Source organism: Lacrimispora indolis DSM 755, assembly GCF_000526995.1.
In the GTDB taxonomy this organism is placed as follows: Bacteria; Bacillota; Clostridia; order Lachnospirales; family Lachnospiraceae; genus Lacrimispora; species Lacrimispora indolis.
Genome location: NZ_AZUI01000001.1, coordinates 3,540,162 through 3,565,306 on the forward strand (window position 1 = coordinate 3,540,162; position 25,145 = coordinate 3,565,306).

The 25,145-nt window shown below is 45.0% G+C and carries 21 protein-coding genes; 16 read left to right on the top strand and 5 right to left on the bottom strand.

Translation table 11 applies throughout. From position 1 onward, the window contains the following. Nucleotides 1-24 precede the first annotated feature (24 nt). Both ftsH and K401_RS0117045 read left to right on the top strand, forming a co-directional pair. A complete protein-coding gene (gene ftsH / locus K401_RS0117040) occupies nucleotides 25-1,902 on the top strand; it encodes an ATP-dependent zinc metalloprotease FtsH (protein ID WP_024294080.1) in 1,878 nt (625 codons plus the stop codon). Between the two features lie 132 nt (nucleotides 1,903-2,034). Continuing rightward, nucleotides 2,035-4,224: a methyl-accepting chemotaxis protein gene (locus K401_RS0117045; RefSeq protein ID WP_024294081.1), complete on the top strand. Its 2,190-nt coding sequence runs from the start codon at nucleotides 2,035-2,037 to the stop codon at nucleotides 4,222-4,224. 25 nt (nucleotides 4,225-4,249) lie between these two features. Here the strand turns inward: K401_RS0117045 and K401_RS0117050 are convergent, their stop codons facing one another. Continuing rightward, nucleotides 4,250-5,137 (bottom strand): LysR family transcriptional regulator, encoded by an 888-nt coding sequence (locus K401_RS0117050; protein ID WP_024294082.1) that lies wholly within the window; start codon nucleotides 5,135-5,137, stop codon nucleotides 4,250-4,252. 167 nt (nucleotides 5,138-5,304) lie between these two features. Here K401_RS0117050 and K401_RS0117055 point away from each other — a divergent pair, with 167 nt between their 5' ends. Together K401_RS0117055 and K401_RS0117060 are read left to right on the top strand one after the other, a co-directional pair. Beyond that, complete coding sequence (locus tag K401_RS0117055; protein WP_024294083.1) at nucleotides 5,305-5,916, top strand: sugar O-acetyltransferase; 612 nt, start codon at nucleotides 5,305-5,307, stop codon at nucleotides 5,914-5,916. Between the two features lie 172 nt (nucleotides 5,917-6,088). Beyond that, the gene (locus K401_RS0117060; protein ID WP_242842318.1) at nucleotides 6,089-6,550 is read left to right on the top strand and encodes a cyclophilin-like fold protein; all 462 of its coding nucleotides are present in this window, start codon (nucleotides 6,089-6,091) and stop codon (nucleotides 6,548-6,550) included. Nucleotides 6,551-7,310: 760 nt separating this feature from the next. On the opposite strand, the gene K401_RS0117070 is transcribed toward K401_RS0117060, so the two are convergent. Continuing rightward, nucleotides 7,311-8,219, bottom strand: coding sequence for a radical SAM protein (locus K401_RS0117070; protein ID WP_024294085.1), 909 nt, complete (start codon nucleotides 8,217-8,219; stop codon nucleotides 7,311-7,313). A 111-nt stretch (nucleotides 8,220-8,330) separates the two neighbouring features. On the opposite strand from K401_RS0117070, the gene K401_RS0117075 reads away from it, so the two are divergent. Both K401_RS0117075 and K401_RS0117080 read left to right on the top strand, forming a co-directional pair. Continuing rightward, nucleotides 8,331-9,038, top strand: a complete 708-nt coding sequence (locus K401_RS0117075) for an AzlC family ABC transporter permease (RefSeq protein WP_024294086.1) — start codon at nucleotides 8,331-8,333, stop codon at nucleotides 9,036-9,038. Continuing rightward, nucleotides 9,035-9,370, top strand: coding sequence for a branched-chain amino acid transporter permease (locus tag K401_RS0117080; RefSeq protein WP_024294087.1), 336 nt, complete (start codon nucleotides 9,035-9,037; stop codon nucleotides 9,368-9,370). The genes K401_RS0117075 and K401_RS0117080 overlap by 4 nt, the downstream gene beginning before the upstream one ends. Before the next feature lie 17 nt (nucleotides 9,371-9,387). Here K401_RS0117080 and K401_RS0117085 read toward each other — a convergent pair whose 3' ends face one another. After that, nucleotides 9,388-10,266 (bottom strand): helix-turn-helix transcriptional regulator, encoded by an 879-nt coding sequence (locus K401_RS0117085; protein WP_024294088.1) that lies wholly within the window; start codon nucleotides 10,264-10,266, stop codon nucleotides 9,388-9,390. A 363-nt stretch (nucleotides 10,267-10,629) separates the two neighbouring features. Between K401_RS0117085 and uxuA the strand changes: the two genes are divergently transcribed. The 3 genes from uxuA (at nucleotide 10,630) to K401_RS0117100 (ending at nucleotide 14,932) form a co-directional block, all read left to right on the top strand. After that, nucleotides 10,630-11,685 carry a mannonate dehydratase gene (gene uxuA / locus K401_RS0117090; RefSeq protein ID WP_024294089.1) on the top strand — a complete coding sequence of 352 codons (1,056 nt, stop codon included), beginning with the start codon at nucleotides 10,630-10,632 and terminating at the stop codon, nucleotides 11,683-11,685. Between the two features lie 16 nt (nucleotides 11,686-11,701). Further along, nucleotides 11,702-12,550 (top strand): SDR family oxidoreductase, encoded by an 849-nt coding sequence (locus K401_RS0117095; RefSeq protein WP_024294090.1) that lies wholly within the window; start codon nucleotides 11,702-11,704, stop codon nucleotides 12,548-12,550. A 291-nt stretch (nucleotides 12,551-12,841) separates the two neighbouring features. After that, nucleotides 12,842-14,932 carry a methyl-accepting chemotaxis protein gene (locus K401_RS0117100; RefSeq protein WP_024294091.1) on the top strand — a complete coding sequence of 697 codons (2,091 nt, stop codon included), beginning with the start codon at nucleotides 12,842-12,844 and terminating at the stop codon, nucleotides 14,930-14,932. Between the two features lie 61 nt (nucleotides 14,933-14,993). Here K401_RS0117100 and K401_RS31310 read toward each other — a convergent pair whose 3' ends face one another. Further along, on the bottom strand, nucleotides 14,994-15,200 hold the full coding sequence (locus K401_RS31310) for a hypothetical protein (protein ID WP_024294092.1): 207 nt from the start codon (nucleotides 15,198-15,200) through the stop codon (nucleotides 14,994-14,996). A 185-nt stretch (nucleotides 15,201-15,385) separates the two neighbouring features. Here K401_RS31310 and K401_RS0117110 point away from each other — a divergent pair, with 185 nt between their 5' ends. Beyond that, complete coding sequence (locus K401_RS0117110) at nucleotides 15,386-15,907, top strand: LytR/AlgR family response regulator transcription factor (protein WP_024294093.1); 522 nt, start codon at nucleotides 15,386-15,388, stop codon at nucleotides 15,905-15,907. A 201-nt stretch (nucleotides 15,908-16,108) separates the two neighbouring features. On the opposite strand, the gene K401_RS0117115 is transcribed toward K401_RS0117110, so the two are convergent. Further along, the gene (locus tag K401_RS0117115) at nucleotides 16,109-16,996 is read right to left on the bottom strand and encodes an aldose 1-epimerase family protein (RefSeq protein WP_024294094.1); all 888 of its coding nucleotides are present in this window, start codon (nucleotides 16,994-16,996) and stop codon (nucleotides 16,109-16,111) included. A 230-nt stretch (nucleotides 16,997-17,226) separates the two neighbouring features. Between K401_RS0117115 and K401_RS0117120 the strand changes: the two genes are divergently transcribed. From K401_RS0117120 to K401_RS0117150, 6 genes are all read left to right on the top strand, one after another. Further along, complete coding sequence (locus K401_RS0117120; RefSeq protein WP_024294095.1) at nucleotides 17,227-18,267, top strand: LacI family DNA-binding transcriptional regulator; 1,041 nt, start codon at nucleotides 17,227-17,229, stop codon at nucleotides 18,265-18,267. A 538-nt stretch (nucleotides 18,268-18,805) separates the two neighbouring features. Beyond that, complete coding sequence (locus K401_RS0117125; RefSeq protein WP_024294096.1) at nucleotides 18,806-20,755, top strand: glycoside hydrolase family 127 protein; 1,950 nt, start codon at nucleotides 18,806-18,808, stop codon at nucleotides 20,753-20,755. 61 nt (nucleotides 20,756-20,816) lie between these two features. Continuing rightward, on the top strand, nucleotides 20,817-22,190 hold the full coding sequence (locus K401_RS0117135; RefSeq protein ID WP_024294097.1) for an ABC transporter substrate-binding protein: 1,374 nt from the start codon (nucleotides 20,817-20,819) through the stop codon (nucleotides 22,188-22,190). Between the two features lie 78 nt (nucleotides 22,191-22,268). Next, a complete protein-coding gene (locus K401_RS0117140) occupies nucleotides 22,269-23,153 on the top strand; it encodes a carbohydrate ABC transporter permease (protein WP_024294098.1) in 885 nt (294 codons plus the stop codon). 1 nt (nucleotide 23,154) lies between these two features. Continuing rightward, entirely contained in the window at nucleotides 23,155-24,015 is an 861-nt protein-coding gene (locus K401_RS0117145; protein WP_024294099.1) for a carbohydrate ABC transporter permease, read from the top strand. 12 nt (nucleotides 24,016-24,027) lie between these two features. Then, nucleotides 24,028-24,996: a glycoside hydrolase family 43 protein gene (locus tag K401_RS0117150; RefSeq protein ID WP_024294100.1), complete on the top strand. Its 969-nt coding sequence runs from the start codon at nucleotides 24,028-24,030 to the stop codon at nucleotides 24,994-24,996. Nucleotides 24,997-25,145: the final 149 nt, after the last annotated feature.

The window sequence follows — 25,145 nt, forward strand, 5'->3', positions numbered from 1 at the left end:
CGGAAGAATAAAAGGAGGAGTAATATGGGTTTGAAAGATGACAGTAATTCGCAAAAGAATCCAAAAAAATCATTTATTTATTATTATGTCATTGTCCTGTTGGTCATGATAATATTTAATGCTATGACGGTTCCCTGGCTTCAGTCAAAAACCGTGACAGAGGTCCCTTACAGCACGTTTCTGGAAATGGTGGACCAGGGGAAGGTCCAGGCAGTGGCAAAGACGGAAACAGAGATTCAGTTTAAATCTGATACCGGAAAAAAGGATTGGGAAGGCAAGCCTGTATACGATGTGTATAAGACCGGTTTATGGCCCGATGATACATTGACTGAAAGGCTCATTGCCCATGACGTTTCTTTTGAAAAGACCATTGTGGAACAAATGTCCCCTGTGTTTTCCTTTTTGCTCACCTGGATCATTCCCATTTTGATCTTTGTGTTCCTGGGAAATTTTTTATCAGGACAGATGCAAAAGAGGATGGGCGGCGGCAATGCCATGACCTTTGGAAAATCCAGCCCCAAAATCTATGCGGAATCTGAAACAGGAAAGACCTTCCGGGATGTGGCCGGACAGGAGGAAGCAAAAGAAGCTTTAAAGGAGATCGTGGATTTTCTTCATAATCCTCAGAAATATGCGGATATCGGGGCCTCCCTTCCAAAGGGAGCCTTGTTGGTAGGCCCTCCCGGAACCGGTAAGACACTGCTCGCCAGGGCAGTGGCAGGAGAAGCTCATGTACCGTTCTTTTCCATATCAGGTTCGGAATTTGTGGAAATGTTTGTGGGCATGGGAGCTGCAAAGGTCAGGGATTTATTTAAGCAGGCCAGTGAAAAAGCGCCCTGTATCGTATTCATCGATGAAATTGATACCATAGGCAAGAAACGTGACGGAGGCGGCTTTACAGGAAACGACGAGCGGGAACAGACCTTAAATCAGCTTTTGGCTGAAATGGATGGATTTGACGGAAGAAAAGGCGTCGTTATATTGGCAGCCACCAACCGTCCGGATTCCCTGGATAAGGCTCTGTTAAGACCGGGTCGTTTTGACCGCAGGATTCCTGTGGAGCTTCCCGACTTAAACGGACGGGAGGCCATATTAAAGGTACACGGAAAAAATGTAAAACTCTCTGATGATGTGGATTTTCGCGGGGTGGCCCTTGCTACTGCCGGGTCCAGCGGTGCAGAGCTTGCCAATATCGTCAATGAAGCAGCCCTTCGGGCAGTCCGTCTGGGCAGAAAGACCGTGACCCAGAGAGATTTAGAGGAAAGCGTAGAGGTGGTGATCGCCGGATACCAGAAAAAGGACTCTTCTGTAAGCGGCAGGGAAAGAAAGATCATTGCTTATCATGAGGTGGGGCATGCGCTGGTCGCTGCCTGTCAGAATAATTCCGCACCGGTCCACAAGATCACCATTATTCCAAGGACCTCAGGCGCTCTCGGATATACCATGCAGGTAGATGAGGAAGAACGTTACCTTTTAACAAAAGAGGCTGCCTTAAGTAAGATCGCCACCTTTACCGGTGGAAGGGCGGCTGAAGAACTGGTATTTAACACAGTCACCAGCGGGGCTGCCAATGACATTGAGCAGGCCACCAGGATAGCCAGAGCCATGGTTACACGTTACGGCATGAGCGATGAATTTGATATGGTTGCCCTTGAAACTGTAACCAATCAGTATCTGGGCGGAGACACCGCTCTTGCCTGTTCCCCTGAAACCGCGAAACGGATCGATGAGGCCGTAATTACAATCGTAAAAGAGCAGCATCAGAAGGCCTTAAAGATTCTTAAGGATCATGAGAAGCGGCTTCATGAGATCGCCGAATATCTTCTGGAACGGGAAACTATAACGGGAGAAGAGTTCATGAAGATCGCAGGATTTGATTCTGCTGCGGTCCAGAAAGGCTAAATTGGAGGTTTGTTGGTTACAGATTTAAAAATTGTAAATATGTTCCAAAAAAAATACAAATGATGTTTTACATTTTGGTAAAATATGGTATAATTCCCATAAAGCTTGTAACTTACGGAGGGGGATTATGCTATGAAGGAACAGTTTTTCAGAAAATGGAGGATTCGTGGTTCAGGGGACAAAGGAAAATCTTGGTTAAAGAAGAAGGGGATAGGAAAACATCATCTTTCAACTAAGATCGCATGTATTGCAGGAGTTATGCTGGTGGTGGTTTTCGCTGCTTTGATCGGGACGACCTCAAGGATGACAAGGAATGCAATGAAACAGTCCGCTTTCAGGGAGTTAAAGACCCTGGCATCGGAGAACGGAAAGGTGATCCAGCAGACGCTGGACGAAGCAAGTCAGGTATCGGACAATATTACGTATTATCTTGAGAATTCAGCAGCAAACAGAAAGGTTCTCCAGGGGCTGCGGATCAAGTCAGGCCCTTCGGCCGAGCCGCTTTATAAGAGCCAGGTATTTGATAATGTTACAATGGACAGCTACGGTATGAAGATGGAGGACTATATGCTGACGACCATCAAGTCCTCTGTTCTCTACTCCGAAGATATTGTAGGAGTGGGCATCCTGTTCGAACAGTATGCCATGAGCTCTGCGGCCCGGAGCTATGGCCTGTATGCAGGCAAGGATGGGGCGGTCAAGGACTGCGGACTGTATGAGGATTATTCTGCCACGGATTATTTTGTAAAGGTGATGGAGCAAAAGGCCCAGGTCATTACGCTGCCCTACGAATCCAATGGAATGAAGATCATTACCATGGCAATGCCCGTGATTGTTAATGACAGGGTTTTGTGCGTGGTGGCAGTTGATGTAAGTCTGGACCGTTTCAGCCAGATGAAGACGGCAGGTTCCTCTTATCCAAGCATGCAGACCTTTATTTTAAATGAATCGGGAACCATTATTTCTGAAAGCACAGGCAGCGGGCTTGTGGGCACCAATGTTTCTGATTTTGTGGAAAGCGGAGCGTGCAAGGAGGGGATAGAGGAGGGAATTGCTTCCGGTTCCGATTTTTATACCGTTGATTCAGCCAGGAAAGGGGATACATATTATTTCTTTGAGCCCATTCATCTGAACGGTTCCAGCTGGTATTCCGTTACAGCGGTGGAAGCCGGTGATATGAACCATGAAGCAGACCGGATGTCCACCTTAATGACCGTTATTTCCATCATTGCCATGATCATTATTCTTTTCATTATAACATTTGTCATAAGCAGGCAGTTAAAACCCATCCATAAGATCGTGGCAGCTGCCGGCAAGATCGCAGAAGGAGATTTAGGTGTTTTAGTTGACGTGGAATCCAACGATGAAATCGGTCTTGTGGCCGCTTCCTTTGAACGGATGACAGTAAACTTAAAAGAGGTAATCGACCGCATATCCTTTGCTCTTAGGGAGGTTGCGGACAACCATCTGGACTTTAATGTGGAGCTGGGCCTTAAGGGAGACTTTTCCCAGCTTGAAACAGCAGTAAAGCAGATTGTCATGAATTTGAATTCCGTAATGAATGAAGTCAATCAGGCTGCCGCCCAGGTGGCGGTAAGCTCCGGACAGGTTGCAAGCGGCTCCCAGCTGCTGGCAAACGGTGCGGAGGAGCAGGAAAAGACCGTTGAAATGCTGGCCGGCTCCATCAGCCAGGTTGCGGAAAAGGTCAGGCGTCTGGCTGAAAAGGCGGGAGAAGTTTCCTTACAGGTCCAGCAAACCGGAACTGAGGTGGTAAGCTGCGACATGTCCATGCAGAATCTTTCCAGTGCCATGAATGAGATTCATGCTTCCTCCGGGGAGATCGGAAAAATCATTAAGGTAATTGAAGATATTGCATTCCAGACCAATATCCTGGCTTTAAATGCGGCAATTGAGGCTGCAAGGGCAGGAGAGTCCGGAAGAGGATTCGCAGTGGTTGCCGGTGAAGTCCGGAATCTGGCTGCGAAAAGCTCAGAGGCAGCAAAGAATACCACGGCACTGATCAGGGACTCCATAAATGCCGTGGAAAAGGGCAATGAGATATTAGATGAAACTGTTCAGTCCATGATGAAGGTTTTGGAGGATTCTGCTCTGGCAGTGGATTCGGTGGACTCCATCTCCTCCATCGCATCTCAGGAAGCAAAATCCGTAGAAGAGGTGACAATGGAGCTTGGAAGGATTTCATCCGTAGTCCAGAACAATGCTGCCGCCGCAGAAGAGAGTGCGGCTTCCAGTGAGGAATTATCCCAGCAGGCGCAGCTTTTGCGTGAACTGGTACAAGGCTTCCGTTTGAGAGAGGACTGAAAGACGCGTAAATAAAGTGTACATACTAAGAGACGGCGTTAATTTCCTCTTGGAGTTTTTCTAAGAATTTTTCAGCAGCTTTTGAAAATACCTGATATTTTTTCCATACGATGTCCAGATTGGCTTCCAATCCCGGCTCCAATGGCCTGAAACAAAGGCTGCTGGAGCCGGTTGTGTTTACCAGCTTGTCCAGGCACAGGGCATATCCCACCCCTTCCTCTACCATGAGTGAGGCATTGTAAATCAGATTATAGGTCGCAACAATATTCAGCTTATCATAATCATCCCGAAGCCATCCTGATATTTCATTTTTCACAAGGGTCTGTTTGGAGCAGAGCAGTGGGATGTTCCGCAGATTTTCAGGCCTGATCATTTCTAAGGCAGCCAGAGGACTGTCCTTTTTCATCAGCAAGCCCCATGTGTCCGTTGCCGGGAGCCGGAGATAATCATATTTTTTAATATCAGCCGGTTCGATGAGAATGCCGAAGTCCAGTAAGCCTTTATCAAGGCGTTCCGTTACATCATCGGCATTTCCACTGAACAGATGATACTGGATATGGGGATATTCGTTCTGCAGTTTTTTTATTGTTTTGGCTGTGAGACGCATGGCATCTGTTTCAGCGCCGCCGATGCAGATATCCCCGCTGATGACTTCATCACTTCCCCTGAATTCTGATTCTGTTTTATCTGCTAAATCAATGATCTCCTGTGCCCGTCTGTAAAGCAGCATTCCTTCTTCTGTTAATGTGATCGTACGATTACCCCGGACGAACAGTTTCTTACCCAGGCTCTCTTCCAATTCCATCAGTTGTTTTGAAAGGGTGGGCTGTGTGACATTCAGGGCTTTCGCCGCTCCTGTAATGTTTTTTTCTCTTACTACTGTCAGAAAATAACGTAAAACCCGTAGCTCCATCAATTCCTTCCTCCCAGTGCATTTTAATAATAGTATGGTAATAGTATAATCCTTTTAAGTATTCCTGTAAACTATGGAAGCGTATTCTTTATAAGTATTTGCTATTCCATATATTTCATTTTATAATAAAACCCAAAGCAGACTTGAGAGGAGAAGGGAGATATCAAATGGAATTACATGAATTTTTAGAACATATGAATTGCGGACGTCCCGTTGCCGGCGGATCGGAGGCCCATCTTTATATGCATCATGTGAGCAATGAAGCGATGAAAATTACGGCGGAGCTAAACAGCGCCTACCGCACGCCGGAGGAAATCCGCAGCTTAATATCAAGACTGACCGGAAAGCCGGTGGACGAATCTTTTACCATGTTCCCTCCCTTTACCTCTGATTGCGGGAAGAACATCACCATAGGAAAAAATGTCTTTATCAATTCTGGCTGCAGGTTTCAGGATCAGGGAGGCATTTCCATTGGAGACGGTGCACTGATCGGGCATAATGTGGTGATGGCAACCCTTAATCACGATCTTGCGCCCAAGAAGCGGAGCACCCTGCATCCGGCGCCCATTGTAATTGGAGAAAATGTGTGGATCGGCTCCAACGCAACGGTCCTTCCCGGAGTGACGATCGGAGACGGAGCGGTCATTGCCGCCGGAGCGGTAGTGACAAAGGATGTTCCTGCAAATACCATTGTGGGAGGTGTTCCTGCAAAGGTTCTCAGGAATATTGACATAAAGGAGGAGTCGCGTTTGCAACGCCGATTTATTTTTACGAAATGAGCGGACAGGGGTCTTGAGGGCTGGATCAACTGCTTTGATAAAGCAAAACTAAAGGGCGTGGTGCGTGGCTTAAACGTGACTTATACCGGGGACATACAGGATAATCCTGCACTTGGGGAAGCCTATGAGATGGGAAAGGCCCTTTAAATTCAGAGATGAAAGGGAGAACAAAATGCAAAAAACAATTTTTGTATTGCTGTCGGCAGTCTGCATGATCATTTTTGCCGGAGGTTTTTACACCCTTCCGGAAGGTCCTTCCCTGCAAAGTAAAGATTTCCGGGAAGGGCCGGAGATAACCATTCAAATTGGAGATAAAAGTTTTACAGCTGATCTTTATGACAATGCCTCAGCTCATGCATTGCTGGAAAGGCTGCCCCTTTCCTTAACCATGGATGAACTGAATGGAAATGAAAAATACTATTATTTTTCGGAAGAATTCCCTGTTTCGGAAGAGCGTGTGGAAGATATCAAAGCAGGTGATATCATGCTGTACGGTCCTGACTGCCTGGTTCTGTTCTATGAAAGTTTCCCTACTTCCTATAGCTATACAAGGATTGGCTGTACTGAAGATATAACAGGCTTGGTTGATGCACTTGGAAGCGGCAGCGTGCAGGTGGTCTTTCGGCCGGACTGATGAGGGCAATCTGCTTATGGAGCTGGCCTTGAATCAGATACCATGTAGTTAAATTCCATGGCATTTTATGCCGGAATTTACAATGGGTCTTATAAAAATGGTTCTGTTTTTTTTTACAAAAACACATCAAAAGTATATAATTTTCGAATAAAAGCAAAAAAATATTTTAAAACAACGCTGGAAAAATAAATATATATTCTAATTAATTATATACAATTTGAAAATTAACAATTAATATGTAAAATAATGAAAAATAGTATTGACAAAACAAAGCTTGTACGCTATAATGAAGCCATAACAAAGAGAAATACAAAAGGTAACAAAATTTAACGAAAGGAGGTACACTCCACCAGAAAGAGCAGTTTCGCTTCATTTATATAAATAATAGATGAAGCAAAAGGAAAACCAATCTGCCGATGTTAAAAGCCAATCTATAAAGCATGATCATAAAGAATGATTAACGAAAAAGATTGAATTCATGGCAAGGAAAAACTGTATGAGATTCCAGAGGTCGAACAAAGTAAATTTTGGGACACGGCAAGAGAGATAACAGTTAAGAGATGGAAAGTAGTCCATGGATCTGGTGTATAGCAACGGAGAGCGGAAAAATTAATATAGATCATGTTAAAGACGTGTACCATGTACAAGGAACAGACATGAGAGAGAAATGAGGTATCAAGACCAATGGATGAGATAATATAGAAACGGGTATCGATGGCAGGTAAATGAAAATCGGTATCCGTTTCTATCTGTGTTTTTATTAATGAATTCCTTCTAAATCAAATGGCGGCGTGTATTCTTCTTTTGCGCTGCTTTTTTCCTGCATAAATCCCTGATCCAGTCCAAGTCTGATGGCTTCATCCACCACTTTTCCGTATTCATAAGAAGTGATTCTCCGGTTGATTTCCGGAAAGCTTCCACTTTGATAGAATGGGGTATATTGGCTCATAAGACTGATGTAATACATTCCCTCCGGCAGTTCCTCCTTCATCCATTGAAGAAGGCGGATGGAATCATCCTTTGCGCCTGGAAGCACCATATGGCGTATGATGACTCCCTTTTTCATAATGTTTCCGTGGGTATCAAAACGGGGAGCTCCAGTCTGTCGGATCATCTGCTTTACAGCCTTTGAAGCCGCAGCAAAATAATCGGGAGCCTTGCTGTAGCGGGAGGAAAGCTCAGAGCTGAAATATTTTAAATCAGGAAGCCAAACATCCACATAGGAAGCCAGTTCTTTTACGATCTCTTCCGACTCATAGCCGCCGCAGTTATAGACCACCGGTATGGTAAGTTTGGACTTTACAAGATCCAGGGCTTTTAAAATGGAGGGAAGATACTGGGTGGCAGTGACCAGGTTAATATTGTGGGCGCCTTCCTCCTGAAGCCGTAAAAAGATATGGGAAAGCTCTTCGTTTGTAATTTCTTTTCCGAAATTCTCCTGACTGATGGAATAATTCTGGCAAAAACAGCAGCCAAGAGTACAGCCGGAAAAAAATACGGTGCCGCTTCCCCTGCTTCCGCTGATACAGGGCTCCTCCCAGTGATGGAGTGCGGCACGGGCCGCCTTTATGGTAGCACCGCATCCGCAAAAGCCGGTGTTTATATGGCGGTTTACCCTGCAGTTTCTGGGGCAGAGGCAGCAGGATTCATATATATGATCAAGATTCATGTGCTTAACTCCTGTTTCTCATCGTTGACAAAGTCACTTTTGTGCATTAATATAGTAAACAATATACTTAAAAAATGCAAGACAAAGATGACGTACAAAGGAACGATTAGGATGAGTGAAACAAAAAAACTGGCTGCCCTTCGATATGCATTTCCCAAAACAATGCCTGTGCTGGCCGGTTATCTGGTTTTAGGGGCAGCATATGGAATACTAATGAATGTCAACGGATATGGGATCTGGTGGGCGCTGGTTATCAGCGTGTTTGTCTATGCGGGAAGCCTGCAGTATCTTGGAATCACATTTTTTGTGGCGGCAGTGAATCCGTGGTACGCTTTTTTTATGTCCTTAATGCTCAATGCCAGGCATTTATTTTATGGGCTTTCCATGCTGGACAAATATAAGGATGCGGGAAAACTGAAGCCATATCTCATATTTGCTTTAACGGATGAAACGTTTTCCGTCCTGTGTAATGAGGAGGTGCCTGAGGGCATTTCAAAATACTGGGTTTATTTTTTCGTATCCATCCTGGATCAGCTGTACTGGGTGACAGGAGCAGTGGCAGGCGCTTTTGCAGGGACCATGATAAGCTTTAATACGGCAGGAATGGACTTTGCCCTGACAGCTCTTTTTGTGGTGATCTTTATTGACCAGTGGAAATCAGGAAAGGGGCGCCCGTCCGCCTGTGTGGGCGTATGTGCCTCAGCCCTTTGTGTGGCGGTCCTTGGACAGAGTGTTTTCATCGTTCCGGCCATGATCCTCATTCTGACAATCATTACAGCCGGATATTTTATGGAAAAGAAAAAGGAGGAACAGTCTTGAACCAGAATATAGCAGCCAACGGCCTTCTTGCAGCGGTCATGGTGCTGGCTACCGTGATCACCCGTTTTCTTCCCTTCTTATTGTTTCCGGCAGGGAAAAAGACACCGAAATACATCCTTTATCTGGGAAAAACCCTTCCATATGCCACCATTGGTCTTTTGGTGGTTTACTGCTTAAGAGGGCTTCAATTTCTTTCCTATCCTCATGGACTTCCGGAGCTTCTTGCCATCGTGGCTATTGCTGCCCTTCATTTGTGGAAGGGAAATTCCCTGTTAAGTATTGGCGTGGGAACGGCTCTCTACATGGTTCTCATTCAGGGAGTCTTCCGCTAAAACAAAAAGAGGCGGAATCAGTATCCTTTTGGAAGTACGGCCTGCTCCCGGAATTCTTTGGGAGAAAGGCCGAATTCTTTTTTAAAGGCCCTGTAAAAGCTGGTATAATCCGAAAAACCGTATTGATGGTACAATTCCCCAAAGGGGAGGCCGGAGAGGATCCCGTTTTTACTTGCCTGAAGCCGTTTTTTTAAGATGTACTGGTGAAGGGAAATTCCCATATTGTCCTTAAACACGTGGGAAATGTGATATTTGCTGGCATAGAAAAAGGATGCCAGATGGTCAAGAGAGAGATTTTCCTCCAAATGGTTGTTAATATAATCACAAATATTCAGATAAAGCACATTTTCATAGGCAGCGGGGACCTGATGGAGCATGTCGTAAGTGATCCGGTTTAACAGCAGCATAAAGGAATGAATCTGCAGCTGTGCATTCAGCTGATGGAATGCCTTATTTCCGTGGATCTCCTCCAGCAAATCCAGAAGGCGCCCCTGGATGTTCTGGAATGTGACAAAATCTGTGCGGAAGTGGTAGTGCTTACTTTCCGACACATAGCGGAAGCTGTAAGAGAAATCTTCTGACCAGGAACACATGGTTTCATAATAGTACCGGCTGATCCATAGAACAATTCGCTGATAGGTTTTCCCAGTGGAATGAAAAATGGGATGGTGCTTCACCTCAGGTGGAATCAGCAGATAATCCCCGTACTGCAAAAGGTACTGGGTCCCTTCTACCTCATAGGACACGTCCCCGTTTAAGAAAAAATACACTTCATAATAAGAATGGCTGTGGTCGACCACATGATCCAGGTCCAGATCCTTGTAAAAAAACACTTCAAATTCTCCTGAATTCATATACTGCCGCTCATTAAAGCCGGTAGACAATTCCTTTTTCATTTGAAAATCCTCTTTCCCGTTATTCTAATGCCTCAATGATATTATGAAAACAAAAGGCTGTTTTCATAATCGGATGGACGGGGCAAAGAACGCCCCTTTTATCCTCACTTGCGTAGCAAGATCAGATAACTATATTATGAAAACAAAAGGCTGTTTTCATAATCGGATGGACGGGGCAAAGAACGCCCCTTTTATCCTCACTTGCGTAGCAAGTTCAGATAAGTTACATTATAGAATATAACCGCAAGTTTTGCAATGTGAACGGCAAATAAATCCATGGTAATACTCCTTTGTTTTGTATATACTGGAATCATAAGTCAGGAAAAGAAAACCCCTATTATTGAATTGCAAAGGAGGCATTTTATGAAATTATCATTCAGATGGTATGGAGACGATGACAAGGTAACCTTACAGAACATCCGCCAGATTCCAGGCATGTATTCCATCGTAACGGCTGTTTACGATGTTCCAGTCGGAGAGGTGTGGAGCCGGGAAAGCATTGCCCACTTGAAAGAGGAAACAGAAGCAGCCGGGCTGGCGTTTGAAGTGATTGAAAGCATTCCGGTTCATGAGGATATTAAATTAGGAAAGCCATCCAGGGACAAATACATTGAAAATTATTGCGAGAACATCAGGCGGGTGGCGGAAGCAGGGATCAAGTGCATCTGCTATAACTTTATGCCGGTGTTTGACTGGACCAGGACCCAGCTGGATCATGTATTGGAGGATGGTTCTACTTCTTTGGTTTATTACCAGGATCAGGTGGACAAGGTAAATCCTCTGGAAAGCGAAAGCGACTTGACCCTTCCGGGCTGGGATTCCAGCTACACAAGGGATGAGTTAAAGCAGGTGGTCAGCCAGTACAATGCCATGTCAGAGGATGACCTTTGGGATAATTTAAAATATTTCTTAGAAGCAATTATTCCTGTGGCATCAGAATGCGGCGTATATATGGCGATTCATGAGGATGATCCCTGCTGGAGCATTTTCGGTCTTCCAAGAATTATTACCTGCGAAGAGAACTTAGACCGTTTCTTAAAGCTGGTGGATGATAAGCACAATGGAATCACCCTTTGTACCGGTTCCTTAGGCTGCTCCAATCAAAACGACGTGGTGAAAATGGCTGCCAAATATGCGGCTATGGGACGCATTCATTTTGTCCATGCAAGAAACGTGGCCGTTTTGGAGGACAATCAGGGCTTTGAAGAGAGGGCTCATTTGTCATCATGCGGTTCTCTTGATATGTTTGCTATTTTAAAGGCTCTTCATGACAATGGCTTTGATGGCTATATGCGTCCGGACCACGGCCGAATGATCTGGGGAGAAACAGGCCGGGCCGGTTACGGGCTTTATGACAGGGCTCTTGGAGCAACCTATTTAAATGGTCTTTGGGAAGCCATTGAAAAAATGAGCAAATAGGAAAGAGGGAAATCATATGGCATTATCATTTGGAACGGATTTAAGCGGCAAGGTAGCAGTTGTAACAGGAGCAGGCGGAGTATTGTGCGGCATGTTCGCAAAAACTCTCGCACAAGCAGGCGCAAAGGTGGCTGTTCTGGATTTGAACGAAAGCGCGGCAGAAGAAGTTGCTGTATCTATTAATGAAGCAGGCGGCAAGGCAAAGGCTTATAAGGTTAATGTTCTGGAGCGCACAAGCCTTGAGGAAGTCCATGCAAAGGTTTTGGCTGAGCTTGGCCCCTGTGATATCCTGATCAACGGAGCAGGCGGCAACAACGCAAGAGCTAATACGGATAAGGAATACTTTGAAATGGGAGACATTGAGGCGGATACAAAATCCTTTTTTGACTTAGATCAGTCCGGCGTTGAATTCGTTTTCAACTTGAACTTCCTCGGAACTTTGCTTCCATGCCAGATCTTTGCAAAGGATATGATTGGAAGAGAAGGCTGCAGCATTTTGAATATTTCTTCCATGAATGCATTTACTCCTCTTACCAAGATTCCGGCATACAGCGGAGCAAAGGCTGCCATCAGCAACTTCACTCAGTGGCTGGCTGTTCATTTTTCCAAGGTGGGCATCCGCGTAAATGCAATCGCACCGGGCTTTTTTGTAACCAAGCAGAATGAGAAGCTTTTGTTTGATGAAGACGGTACCCCTACGCCAAGAACCAACAAAATCTTGTCTGCAACTCCAATGGGACGTTTTGGGGAAGCGGAGGAATTAAACGGTGCCTTATTATTTTTCTTAAATAATGAAGCAGCTGGCTTTATTACCGGCGTGGTACTGCCCATTGACGGCGGATTCTCTGCTTATTCCGGCGTGTAATCAGGATATGATGAACCGCAGGTTCATCATATAATAAAAACAGGTTTAAAATAAAATAAAACAATAAAGAGACACAGAGCTTAAAAAATATCAGCCCCTTCCTTCGGCTTGCAGTGGGCAGCTGCAGATCAGGAAGAGGCTGTTTTTCTTTTTGTTTGTGAATTTCTGATAGAAGAAAAAAGAAAATATACCGAATTACAATTTCTTTTTTACGAAAATTCGACAAAAATCTCTGTCATTTTCTGGATGCGTTGACAAATGGTTACAAAATATTGTATAATGAGAAAAACCATGAGCAAAGTGTTATGGTTTACATTTACCAAAGACGAGGAGCATAAGGCAATGAAGACATCGGGGGAAAAGAAACGAAACCTGAAGGCGTTACTGACGACGAAAAAAGTAAAGCTGGAGAAAAAAGGAAGTAAAAGTACATTTCTGAAATCACTGAAGATGAAAATGCTGGTATTCATCATCGCAATTATTTTGGGATTGGCTGTGACCAATATGGTGATCAGTATTTCAGTCAGTTACAAAGGAATTACAGATGTTGTGAAAAGTGATCTTGAATCAACGGGTAAGCTTGTAAACAGTCTGGTCGTGCAGAATTTGAATCAGATGAAGCTGAGCATTGAAGCCAGCTCTCAGGGTGGAAGCTTAAAATCCATCAATTCCCGAGTTGTGACGGAATACCTTTCCAATCAGTGTAAGCTTTACGGGTACAAAGATCTTGAAGTAATCAACAAAGACGGTACCATCACCCGCAGCGCAAGCGGAGAGAACATCGGAGAGAAATATCCGGATTCTGATTACTTAACAAGAGCCATGAATGGCGAGACCACCATTTCCACCACGGAATATGATGCCAACAATGAACTGGTGATCCGCGTTGCAGCTCCTTATGAATATGGGGTTCTTCTGGGAACTTATGACGGTTTAATTTTAAGCGGCCTCATCGGTGACCTGCGGATTGCAGAAAGCGGCAATGCCTTTATCATCGACAATACAGGAACCAAAATCGCCAGCAGAACACCGGAACAGGTTCTTGACCGCCAGAACTATATTGAGCTTGCAAAGACCGATAAATCCTATGCTTCTGTCGGTGGCATGTATCAGACCATGCTGAATGGGAAAGCGGGGATCGGCAAATATGAATACATGGGAGATGACCGTTTTTGCTATTACAGTCCGGTAACAGGCAGCGACGGCTGGGCTCTGGGAGTGGTAGCCCCAGTAAAGGAAACCACCTCTTCCATCTATCTTGTAGTTTTTGCCATGAGCGTGTTTGCTCTTGTGTCAGTGGTTGTGGGCTGCTTCCTGGCATTTTGGTTTGCAGGATCCATTGCAGGGCCGGTATCAGCCATTGCAGCAAGAATGAAATTGTTTACAGAAGGAGATTTGTCCAGTGAGGTACCTGTGGTAAAACGGAGGGATGAGATCGGCCAGCTTGCTGATGAGATCACCAGCTCCGTGCACAGTGTGAAGTCCTATATCACTGAGATTGCCTCCGTATTGGGAAATATCGCAGCAGGAGATTTCAGCCGGTCCGTTGGAATGGAATTCCAGGGAGATTTTAAGGTGATCCAGGATTCCATTGACAGAGCGGAAGATTTACTTTCTAAGACTATGGAAACCATAAGTATCTCTGCAGATGAAGTGGCAAAGGGCAGTGCACAGGTATCCCAGGGAGCACAGAACTTAAGCCAGGGCGCTGTGGAACAGGCGGCTTCTGTAGAGGAATTATCTTCCTCAGTAAATGAGATATCAAACAGCCTTATGAGCACTGCAAAGGCCGTGGAAGATGTGAATAAGCAGGCAGGACGTGTCGGACAGGCCATGGAGAGCGGCAATGCCCAAATGCACGAAATGATGCAGTCCATGGATCAGATCAATAAAAAGTCCAAGGAGATCGAAAAGGTCAATAAGCTCATTGAAGACATTGCCTTCCAGACCAATATTCTTGCTCTGAATGCTGCCGTAGAAGCGGCCAGGGCAGGTGAAGCGGGAAAAGGCTTTGCAGTTGTTGCAGATGAGGTCCGCAATCTTGCAGGCAAGAGCGCCAATGCGGCAAAGGATACCTCCAGCCTGGTTGCAGACACCATTGCAGCAGTTAATAAGGGAACCGGCATTGCGGCGTCCACAGGGGAAACCTTGAATGGAGTTCTTTCTGAAACCAAGGGAATGGTTTCCGCAATCAGAGAGTCCGCTGAGGAATTAAAGGAGCAAAGCGACAAGGTTACCCAGGTGACTTTTGGAATCGAGCAGATATCTTCCGTAGTTCAGAACAACTCCGCTACCGCAGAGCAGAGCGCTGCGGCCAGCGAGGAACTTTCCAGCCAGTCGGAAAGCCTGCGGGAATTAATGAGTAAATTCCGGCTTCGTTAAGGTAAGAACAGTAAATAAGAAGGCCTCATTTGAAGGGCCTTCTTATTTTCATTTCATTTTCTCAGCCCTTATCTGCGTTCTTGCTCTTTGCATGGGGCATGTAGGGATAAAGATCTTCATATGATTCCAGTTCGGCCTCTGACTGGGGAGCCGAGGGAATAAGTCCTGTGCAGTCCATGGTAGAGCAGGCCTGAATGTCGATGTCATAATTGTTCTTTGAGGTGGTTGATTCCGCCTTCTTTTTGCTTTCCTTTTTTTCTGATTTCATTTCACATTCTCCTTCCGGCAGTCTTTTTAGCAATCTCTTCTTTTAGTTTGAGGAAAAACAGCGTAATTATTCGCTGTCCATACGATCTCTTTTGTTTTTGCGTTATAAGCTTTATTGGAAATCGTTCTATAAGGTGCGGGACATTATGGTCCATGAGTGAATGAGTGGATATGGGGGAACTGGAAATGAGGATTGCCTTTTTTACAAATGAAAAACAGACGCCGGTGCCGGAAAAAGTCTGTTCCGGCGCCTGGAACAGCCTGCCAAAGGCTGATTATTTCACCATAAAGGAGGGATGTTTTCTGACGTTGGAGTGTTCCGCGTATGATATAATTGTAATTTATCCAAAAGGGAACATAAACCTGCATCAAACAAAATATTCTGTATTCTTTAACGGCCAGTCCTGCATTCTGGATATCTGGGATATTCTTTATTTGGAATCCTATTACAGAAAAACCAGCGTGGTAACAATAAATGACCGGATGCGGATCAGGGCAAAGCTAGATGAAGAGGAAAAAAGGCTTCCAAAAGACCGGTTTGTGAGAATCAACAGGCATAATATCATTAACATGCTGTATGTAAGGAGCGTAAAGGGAGAGAAAGTGGAGATGCACAATGGTGAGGTTTTGTATGTAAATGAAGGGAGAAAAAAGAAATTTGAAAAAAGATACATGGATTTTTTAAAAAGGAATTGTATGATATTGTAGTAATATTTTAAAAAAGCGCAGCAATTCAATTAAAAAACGCAAACCTGCTTGTTTTGAGAAGGAGACCATGGTATTGTTATCCCTATCAAACGAGATAAAAATTCTATTTCAAAAGTCGGCAGATCACATCTGAAAAATTCTTCATATTTTAATAAATCAGGACAGGCAGCGAAACTTCAGCCGATTTCGCTGCCTGTTTTCTTATTGGTTAAGAACCCTTATGGAAAGGCCGTAGCTTTTTGCGTTTCCAGGATTTAAGGACTGTACATGATTCTTATGGATGAATTCGTCATCCTCCGTTGCGTAGATTCCGGAACCATTCCAGGGCTCCACGCAGACAAAAGGCGCATCTCCGGGATAAGGAGTCCAGAAGGCTACGGTTTCAAAGCCCGGAAAGGAAACCTCCACGCCCCGGCCAGTATTCCTGTTTATAATTGAAACCGCTCTGGACTGGAGGTCGTCAAAATAAACGGCATCGTCCTTAAATAATTCCCTGTTCAAAGAGAGTGTGCGGCTTTCCTTCAGACGGCTGATCCTGTTAGCCGGATTAAATTCCAGGTTCTTACAGTCGTATACCATGCTGGATGTGGTTTCTTCTTTTTCAAATACCAGATCATAATCTTCAAATGCGGCCTCAGACTCCATGGGGCAGTTAAAGCCCGGATGTGCGCCCAGACAGTAATATATGGTTCTGTCATCGGTATTTACGACCCGGTATTCCATGAACAGGCTTCCATCCGTAAGGGTATAGGAAAGGCTTAAGAGGAAAGAGTAGGGATAAATCTTTTTCGTTTCATCGGTATCCCGGATCTCAAAGGAAGCGGAAGTTTCTGACTGATGAGTTACAGTAAAATCCATTTCCCGGCAAAAACCATGCTTGGGGATTTCCCATACCTGGCCTTCTATGCGGGTCCTGTCGTTTCGGCAGTTTCCTACAATGGGGAAAAGCAGAGGAGAGCATTTGCCCCAGAATTGAGGATCTCTCTGCCATATGTATTCTGTGCCGGCAGAATCCTTGAATGAAATGAGCTGGGCACCGATGGAATCGATGACAGCCGTTGCTTTGGAATCGTGAAGTGTAACCAGCATTTTAATTTACCTCGTTTCTTTGTACGATTTTTTGCCCTTTGAATGGTCCTTCCAGTCAGTGCATGGAAGCGTTCAGGCTTGTTCTATGATAAGTATACTAAATTAAAAAGGAAAATTCCATGGGGATTGGCAAAAAATCAGTAACTAAAACGTTTAATATTTTTTCCTGTCCTATTGACAATTCCATGAAAATCTGAGTTAATTAAAGCAAAAGGTTCTGGAGGCAGGAGATGGCAACCATAAAGGAATTGGCAAAATGCTGTGGTGTATCAGTGGCCACGGTATCAAATATCTTAAACAACAAACCAGGCGCAAGTGAAAAAACCAGGAAACTTGTTTTAGAGATGGCTGAAAAACTGAATTATACTCCCAATGTTGTTGCAAAGAATTTAAAGCTGCAAAAGACGAGAAGTATCGGGGTCATTGCGGAGGACATGACCATATTCAGCATCCCTGACATCATTGACGGCATTACGGACTATTGCCAGGAGCTGGATTATCAGATACTTTTAACGAATTTAAGGCTGTTTAAAAAATACGATGACACCTATTATAACCGGGATGATTATTATGGGCTGGTAAGGCTTGAGATAAAGAAACTGATGGAAAAACAGGTGGAGGGGATCATCTATGTGGCTGCCCATGAGAGGGTCATCCGCTGTATTCCCGATACGCTGCCAATACCTGCCGTAATGGCCTACGGGTACTCCAAAAGCATGAAAGTGCCTTCTGTTGTGGTGGACGATGTCCATGGTGCTGCTGAAATCATGCAGCATTTACTGGAACACGGTCATAAGAGAGTTGGGGTGATTACAGGAAAGCCTGACAGCCTTCATGCACAGGCCAGGCTGGTAGGCTATCAGCAGGTCCTTTTTCAAAATGGGATATTATATGATCCAAGCCTTGTGGTGGAAGGGGACTGGACCAGGGAGTCCGGCTACCGGTGTGCAGGCCTGCTCCTTGAAAAGGAAGTGACAGCCATTTTCTGCATGAACGACTTAATGGCAGGGGGAGTGTATGACCGCCTGGAGGAATTGGACATGAACGTGGGTGCGGACTTATCAGTGGCAGGATACGATGACCGGGAATTATCAGGGTATTACCGGCCGCCCCTTACCACTATAAGGCTTCCTCTTCACGATATCGGACACAAGGCCAGTGAGCTGGTCATCGGACTTTTAAACGGGCAGGAGCTGGAAACCGACTCCGAGAATGTCTGTTCCGTGGGCTGCAAGCTGCTGGTCCGGAAATCGGTAAAGTGCATTGTATAGAGGCTGCTTCATGGTTTAACCTCATCAAGCAGCGAAGCGGATTGCAAATATCCGGGATTGACTTACAAAAAAGAACGTTTTACATGGGATCAGCCATGTAAAACGTTCTTTTTTTCGCTGAGAATGCCGCTAAAAGCGGTACAAAATCATTAAGGCTTCCAACTATTTCTGTCTTTTTGTAGTGGTTTAAGGAAGCTGTAGGGCAAAGAATGAGTGGTAAAGAGTGAGAAGTTATAAAATAGCAGAAAAAACGAACAATAAAAATAAACAGAAGAGTAAGGAGTTTTTTTGATAATTGTGATCCAAAACCAGGACAAGTAATGTAGTTCTACAATTTACAACAAAAATTAAGTAAAAATTACATGGTTAAACGATTAATAAATTTATTAAATTGTGCAAAAATACTTTACAGAATAAATTCCATGTGGTAGTATGCAATTATAGAAATTAAAGGTGATTATCAACTGATAAAATCACCTTTAATATTATTTCTCATATTAAACGTTTAATATAAAAAGCAGAGGATGAGGTGACCATAATGGATAAAAAATCGACGAATATTCCACTGAAAATGATTCAAATCAATGATAGATCATGGGACAGGTACATTGGACTTGTGAAGGAAGTGATTATACCTTATCAATGGAGTATATTAAACGATTTAACAGATGATGGAGAACCAAGCCATTGCATTCACAATTTTAAAATTGCCGCCGGTGAGGAAGAAGGAGAATTTAAGGGAGCGGTATTTCAGGATACGGATGTGGCGAAGTGGCTGGAAGCAGTGGCCTATACCCTGGAATGCCATCCGGATGAAGAGCTGGAGAGGATTGCCGACGAGACCATCCAACTGATCGGAAGGGCGCAGCAGGAAGATGGCTACCTTGATACATATTTTATTATTAGGGAGCCTGAAAATAAGTGGACAAACCTTATGGAGGGCCACGAGCTTTATACTGCAGGCCATATGATCGAAGGGGCAGTGGCCTATTTTAAAGCAACGGGAAAGGGGAAGTTCCTGACGATCGTTTCAAGGCTGGCGGATTTAATCTGTAAGGTTTTCGGACCAGGGGAGGGGCAGTGCCATGGCTATCCCGGTCATCAGGAAATAGAGCTGGCTCTTGTGAAATTATACCGTGTTACAGGGGAAAAGAGATATCTGGATCTGGCAAAGTATTTTATTGATCAGCGGGGAGTGGGAGAGAATTATTTTCTAGCCGAGGCCAGACGCAGGGAAGACCGGTATATTTTTCCGGAATTCAGAGGATATGATCCAAAGTATTCCCAGTCCCATATCCCGGTCAGGCAGCAAAAAACGGCGGAGGGACATGCGGTCAGGGCAGTATATATGTACTGCGCCATGGCTGATCTTGCACATGAATATGAGGATGAAGAACTGCTTCATGTGTGCGAAGAGCTTTGGCAGAATATTGTGACAAAACGGATGTACATAACCGGAGGGATAGGCTCCTCCGGAGTTCTGGAACGCTTTACGGCGGATTATGACCTGCCCAATGACTGCAATTATTCGGAAACCTGTGCCTCCATTGGGCTGGCATTGTTTGGAAGGCGGATGGCAGAGATAACAAAGGATGCTTCATACATGGATGGGGTGGAGCGTTCCCTGTATAACACAGTATTATCAGGGATCGCCCTTGACGGAAAGAGCTTCTTTTATGTAAATCCCCTGGAGGTATGGCCGGATAGCTGCATTCCCCGCACATCAAAGGAACACGTAAGACCTAAGAGGCAGAAATGGTTTGGTGTTGCCTGCTGCCCGCCTAACATTGCCAGGACCCTTGCATCCTTTGGACAATATATTTATTTTAAAGACGACCATACCCTGTATGTGAATTTATATGTGGGCAGCCAGGTGGAAACAGAGCTTTCCGGAGAAAAGACATATTTTCGCATGATAACGGAGACTCCCGGAGCTGGGAAAATCCTCATTGAAATACAAAGTGAGGGAATTGCTGAAAAAACTATAGCATTCCGGATTCCCTCTTATGCCCAGGATTTTAAGATCCATGACGGAGAAGGAAGGCTGATCCAGACAGAGATCAGAAAGGGATACGCCTGTTTTTCCGGCCATTTTTCAAAGACCTCACTGACTGTCACCTTCAGGCAGCCGGCCCTGTTGATCCGGGCCAATCCAAAGGTAAGGGCTGATGCAGGAAAAGTGGCCATTGTAAAGGGACCGGTGGTTTATTGCCTGGAAGAGGCTGATAATGGGGATAATCTGGCCGCTGTTTACGTGGAGGCAGACCAGGAGCTGGAAGAAATCTTTGAGCCTGATCTCATGGGAGGGACATTGACTGTCCGGCTTAAGGGGAAAAAGATCTGTGAGGATCAGTGGGAGGAAAACCAGCTGTACGGAGAAAGGAAGATCGGGCTTTTAAATATTGATCTGAAAGCAGTGCCATACAGCAGCTGGGGGAACAGGAAAACAGGAGAGATGACGGTATGGATAAAGGAACTTATCCGGTAGGAATCATACAGATGATATCATCTGATTTGATAAAGCAGGAATATAAAAAGGAGGATTTATCATGAAAAAACGGGTATTAGCAGGGCTGCTGTGTGCAGCATTGGCAGCATCCATGATCACTGGATGCAGCAGCAGTACCAAGGGAGATTCCCAGGAAACCACCAAAGGCGCGGCTTCTGCTGGGAAAAAGGAAATGGATGTGGGGGGAAGTGACGTGACCACATTAAATGTTTGGACTTTTATTGAACTGCACCAGAATTTTTATGTGGCAATGGCAGAGAAATGGAACGAAGCCCATCCGGATAAAAAAGTGAAGCTGGTGCTGAGCAATATGCCCTATGACGACATGCACAACAAGCTGTCCCTGGCGCTGGAATCAGGGGAGGGAGCGCCGGATGTTGTGGATATTGAGCTTGGCAAGTTTCCTGCATTTATGACGGGAAAGATCGGTCTGATGGAGCTTAACGATGCGATCGAACCATACAGGGAGAACATTGTAAAATCCAGACTGGATATTTACACAAAGGACGGGAAGGAGTACGGGCTTCCCACCCATGTAGGAACAACGGTGGCATTTTATAATGAAAAGCTGTTAAGTGATGCAGGAATTAACTATGCAGATATTAAGACCTGGGATCAGTTTAAGGAAGCAGGCGTGAAGTACCATGAAGCCACCGGGAAATATTTCGCCTGCGTGGAGACCTCTGCCCAGTGGATGGTCAACTTAATGCTGGCTCAAAAGGGCGGGGATTATATTGATGAAAACGGGAAGCTCAACCTGACCAGCAAGGAAATGGCGGAGGTTCTGGAATACATAAAGGGAATGCAGGAAACCGGCGCATTTGCAACGGTCCCAGGCGGGCAGCCGGATAATGAGGAAGCCTACCCATTCTATAACTCAGGAGATTATGCCGTGCAGATCATGCCGTTCTGGCAGACCTCCAGATATGTGAATTATATGAAGGATTTAAAAAAGCAGGTAGCCATTGCCCCGGTACCGGTATGGAATGAAAATGACAAAGAAGCAGCCACCATCGGCGGAGGCGGTACTGGCACTGCCATTGTTAAATCCAGTGAACACGCACAGCTTGCCGCGGAAGTCATGGCCTATATCAAGCTTTCCGAGGATGCCAACAAGGAAGTATGGAATGTATTGGGCTTTGATCCGGTCAATACTGCAGTATGGACAGACTCCTCCCTGACACAAAACCCGGATAACCAGTTTGTTCAGTATTTTACCAATTACCCCTTTGATACTCTGCTTAAATCAAAGGATGGTATCGGCTCCTTGCGGGCTTATACCGATGAAAAATATCCCTCCATTAACAATGAATTCTGCAATGTGACCTTAAACAGTATTTTTGAAGACGGGGTGGATGTGGCAGAGGCCCTTCAGTCCTCCCAGGAAACCCTGAATAATGAATTTAAAGAATAGGAAAGGCTGTTGGCTGCAGGAGGCCGGTTGTCTCCTGCAGCCCAAAGTTAAGTTCCTATGGGAAAAGGGGTAAACAAAATGAAGAAATTCTTTTACTCGAAAAAGATAGCTCCTTATGTATTTATCTGCCCGTTTGTGATCACGGTACTGTTATTCTGGCTTGTACCCATCTGCAACGGGGTTCTGTTAAGCTTTCAGGATGTATTGAAAGAGCAATGGGTGGGATTTGACAACTATACGCGGCTGCTGTCTGATAAAATATTTATGAAGGCATTGTGGAACAGCTTTAAATATATGGCAGGAACGCTGATTCTTCTGATTCCTTTTCCAATGCTGTTTGCGACCCTGTTAAACAGCAGGCTGATGAAAAAGGCAGATTTTTTTAAATCCGTCTATTTCATACCGGCGCTGACTTCTGTTGTGGTGGCAGGCACTATTTTCCGCCTTATGTTCGGGGAGTCATCTACCTCTCTTTTTAATCAGGTTCTGGGGTTTTTCGGAGCAGCCCCCATAAAATGGCTGAAAGGTGCAGGAACCAGTTATTTTGCCCTTTTGCTTCTGGCCTGCTGGAGATGGACTGGAGTGAATATTCTGTACTTTCTTTCAGGACTTCAGAGCATTCCTTCCGACCTTTATGAGGCGGCGGCCATTGACGGAGCTTCCAAGTGGCAGCAGTTTTCCAAAATATCCGTACCCCTGGTCAAGCCTACCACGGTTTATGTCCTTACGATCAGCATTTATGCAGGCCTGTCCATGTTTCTTGAAAGCAATATGCTGTTTAAGGGAAATAATTCTCCCAATAACATCGGCCTTACCATTGTGGGATACCTTTACCGGCAGGGAGTTGAAAAGAGGGCCCTGGGTTATGCGTGTGCTGTTGGCCTGATCCTTCTGCTGGTTGTCATGTTGGTAAACCTCCTTCAGCTGAAAATCACAGGTACCTTTGAAGAAGGGAGGGAATGAAATGAAGGAAAGAAATACATCAAATCTGCAGGTCAAACGAACGGCGGCAGCGGCAGCACTGATCGTTTTGTTTTCCATTCTTGCCATATTGATCATCCTTCCCATTTGGGTGTTGTTTGTGGCCAGCTTTAAGCCTGGCAGTGATTTGCTGCAATACGGCCTTAACCTGGACATTCGTGTTTCCAGGATGAGTCTGGACAACTATGTTCTGCTGTTTGCAGGGCAGCATGAATACTGGAAATGGTTCTTTAACAGCATCTCCCTTACCGTTGTTACGGTGGTAAGCACCCTGTTTGTAAGCTCCTTTGTGGGATATGGATTTGCAGCTTATGAATTTAAGGGAAAAAAGGTGCTGTTTGTCATCGTTCTTCTGATCCTTTCCATACCTTTGGAGGTGGTTATGCTTCCCCTGTATAAGCAGATGTCCGGCTGGAAGATGATGGACAGCTATGCAGCAGTCATTCTCCCCTTTGTTGCCCATGCTTCCACGATCTTTTTCTTCAGGCAGTACCTGATGAGCATTCCAGGATCTCTTTTAGAAGCCGGAAGAATTGACGGCGCCACCGAGTACGGGATTTTTTACAGGCTGATCGTTCCTCTGATGAAGCCTGCGTTTTCCGCCATGGCCATTCTCAATGGAATGAATGCGTGGAACAATTATTTATGGCCTCTTTTGGTGATCCGGTCTTCTGAAAAATATCCCCTGACCCTGGGCTTAAATACCCTCATCAACCCATATGGGGATAATTACAGCCTTCTGATCGTAGGCTCTGTTTTCTCAGTGATCCCCATATTCCTCCTGTTTGTGGCATTCCAGAAATACTTCATTGAAGGAATGATGGCAGGGGCTGTGAAAGGATAGAGGTGGCAGAGGATGGACAGCCGTAATTTTAAGAAAACCCCTTATAATGAACCCTTTATCCCTCAAAGGGCAGACCCCTATCTATACCGCCATGAAGATGGAAGCTATTATTTTACCGCATCGGTGCCGGAATACGACAGGATCATTCTTCGGCGTTCCGAAACAATCCAGGGATTAAAGGATGAAAAGGAAGTGACTATCTGGGATAAACACCGGAAAGGGATCATGAGCGCACATATCTGGGCTCCGGAGCTTCATTATATGGACGGCAGGTGGTACATTTATTTTGCAGCAGGGGATGTGGAGGACGTCTGGGCTATCCGCCCTTATGTGCTGGAATGCAGGGAACAAGACCCGATGACAGGTACCTGGAGAGAGCTGGGCATGGTACAGCCCTTTGATGATTATACGTTTCAGGATTTTTCCCTGGACATGACAGTTTTTGACCATGGCGGGAGCCGGTATTGTATCTGGGCAGAAAAGGTCAGCGTAGGAAAGAAGATTTCCAATTTATACATAGCCAGAATGGAGACACCCTGGAAGCTTTCATCGGAGCAGGTGACTCTTTCTGCTCCTGATTATGATTGGGAACGGGTAGGTTTTTGGGTCAATGAAGGACCGGCGGTTTTAAAGCATGGGAATAAGATTTATGTCACTTATTCTGCCAGCGCCACAGGGGCGTGTTACTGCATGGGACTTTTAAGCATTGATGGAGATGGAGATTTGCTGGATCGGAATGCATGGAAAAAGGAGCGGGAGCCTGTATTTAAGACAGTAGCGGAAGCAGGAATTTTTGGTCCGGGACATAATTGTTTTGTAAAAAGCGAAGACGGGCTTCAGGATATTATGGTATATCATGCAAGGCAGTACGATGAGATCTCCGGAGATCCTCTCTACGATCCCAACCGGCATGCTTATGCGATAAAGGTTGGCTGGGGAGAGCATGGCCCGGTATTTGACTGGAAGAATTATATAAGATAACAAAAAAGGAAATCAGCGTGTTACAGGCGGTTTGTTGCCTGTGAAATGCTGATTTTTTCCATCCTTTCAATAATTTGTAAGAACTGGTAAGAGTTTTGTCAGAACTTGTCCGAAAACTTTAGGGAAATATAAGGAATTATTCCTGTTTT

Coding starts and splice junctions, on each gene's coding strand:
- ftsH (WP_024294080.1), top strand. CDS start 25: ATGGGTTTGAAAGATGACAGTAATTCGCAAAAGAATCCAAAAAAATCA.
- K401_RS0117045 (WP_024294081.1), top strand. CDS start 2,035: ATGAAGGAACAGTTTTTCAGAAAATGGAGGATTCGTGGTTCAGGGGAC.
- K401_RS0117050 (WP_024294082.1), bottom strand. CDS start 5,137: ATGGAGCTACGGGTTTTACGTTATTTTCTGACAGTAGTAAGAGAAAAA.
- K401_RS0117055 (WP_024294083.1), top strand. CDS start 5,305: ATGGAATTACATGAATTTTTAGAACATATGAATTGCGGACGTCCCGTT.
- K401_RS0117060 (WP_242842318.1), top strand. CDS start 6,089: ATGCAAAAAACAATTTTTGTATTGCTGTCGGCAGTCTGCATGATCATT.
- K401_RS0117070 (WP_024294085.1), bottom strand. CDS start 8,219: ATGAATCTTGATCATATATATGAATCCTGCTGCCTCTGCCCCAGAAAC.
- K401_RS0117075 (WP_024294086.1), top strand. CDS start 8,331: ATGAGTGAAACAAAAAAACTGGCTGCCCTTCGATATGCATTTCCCAAA.
- K401_RS0117085 (WP_024294088.1), bottom strand. CDS start 10,266: ATGAAAAAGGAATTGTCTACCGGCTTTAATGAGCGGCAGTATATGAAT.
- uxuA (WP_024294089.1), top strand. CDS start 10,630: ATGAAATTATCATTCAGATGGTATGGAGACGATGACAAGGTAACCTTA.
- K401_RS0117095 (WP_024294090.1), top strand. CDS start 11,702: ATGGCATTATCATTTGGAACGGATTTAAGCGGCAAGGTAGCAGTTGTA.
- K401_RS0117100 (WP_024294091.1), top strand. CDS start 12,842: ATGAGCAAAGTGTTATGGTTTACATTTACCAAAGACGAGGAGCATAAG.
- K401_RS31310 (WP_024294092.1), bottom strand. CDS start 15,200: ATGAAATCAGAAAAAAAGGAAAGCAAAAAGAAGGCGGAATCAACCACC.
- K401_RS0117110 (WP_024294093.1), top strand. CDS start 15,386: ATGAGGATTGCCTTTTTTACAAATGAAAAACAGACGCCGGTGCCGGAA.
- K401_RS0117115 (WP_024294094.1), bottom strand. CDS start 16,996: ATGCTGGTTACACTTCACGATTCCAAAGCAACGGCTGTCATCGATTCC.
- K401_RS0117120 (WP_024294095.1), top strand. CDS start 17,227: ATGGCAACCATAAAGGAATTGGCAAAATGCTGTGGTGTATCAGTGGCC.
- K401_RS0117125 (WP_024294096.1), top strand. CDS start 18,806: ATGGATAAAAAATCGACGAATATTCCACTGAAAATGATTCAAATCAAT.
- K401_RS0117135 (WP_024294097.1), top strand. CDS start 20,817: ATGAAAAAACGGGTATTAGCAGGGCTGCTGTGTGCAGCATTGGCAGCA.
- K401_RS0117140 (WP_024294098.1), top strand. CDS start 22,269: ATGAAGAAATTCTTTTACTCGAAAAAGATAGCTCCTTATGTATTTATC.
- K401_RS0117145 (WP_024294099.1), top strand. CDS start 23,155: ATGAAGGAAAGAAATACATCAAATCTGCAGGTCAAACGAACGGCGGCA.
- K401_RS0117150 (WP_024294100.1), top strand. CDS start 24,028: ATGGACAGCCGTAATTTTAAGAAAACCCCTTATAATGAACCCTTTATC.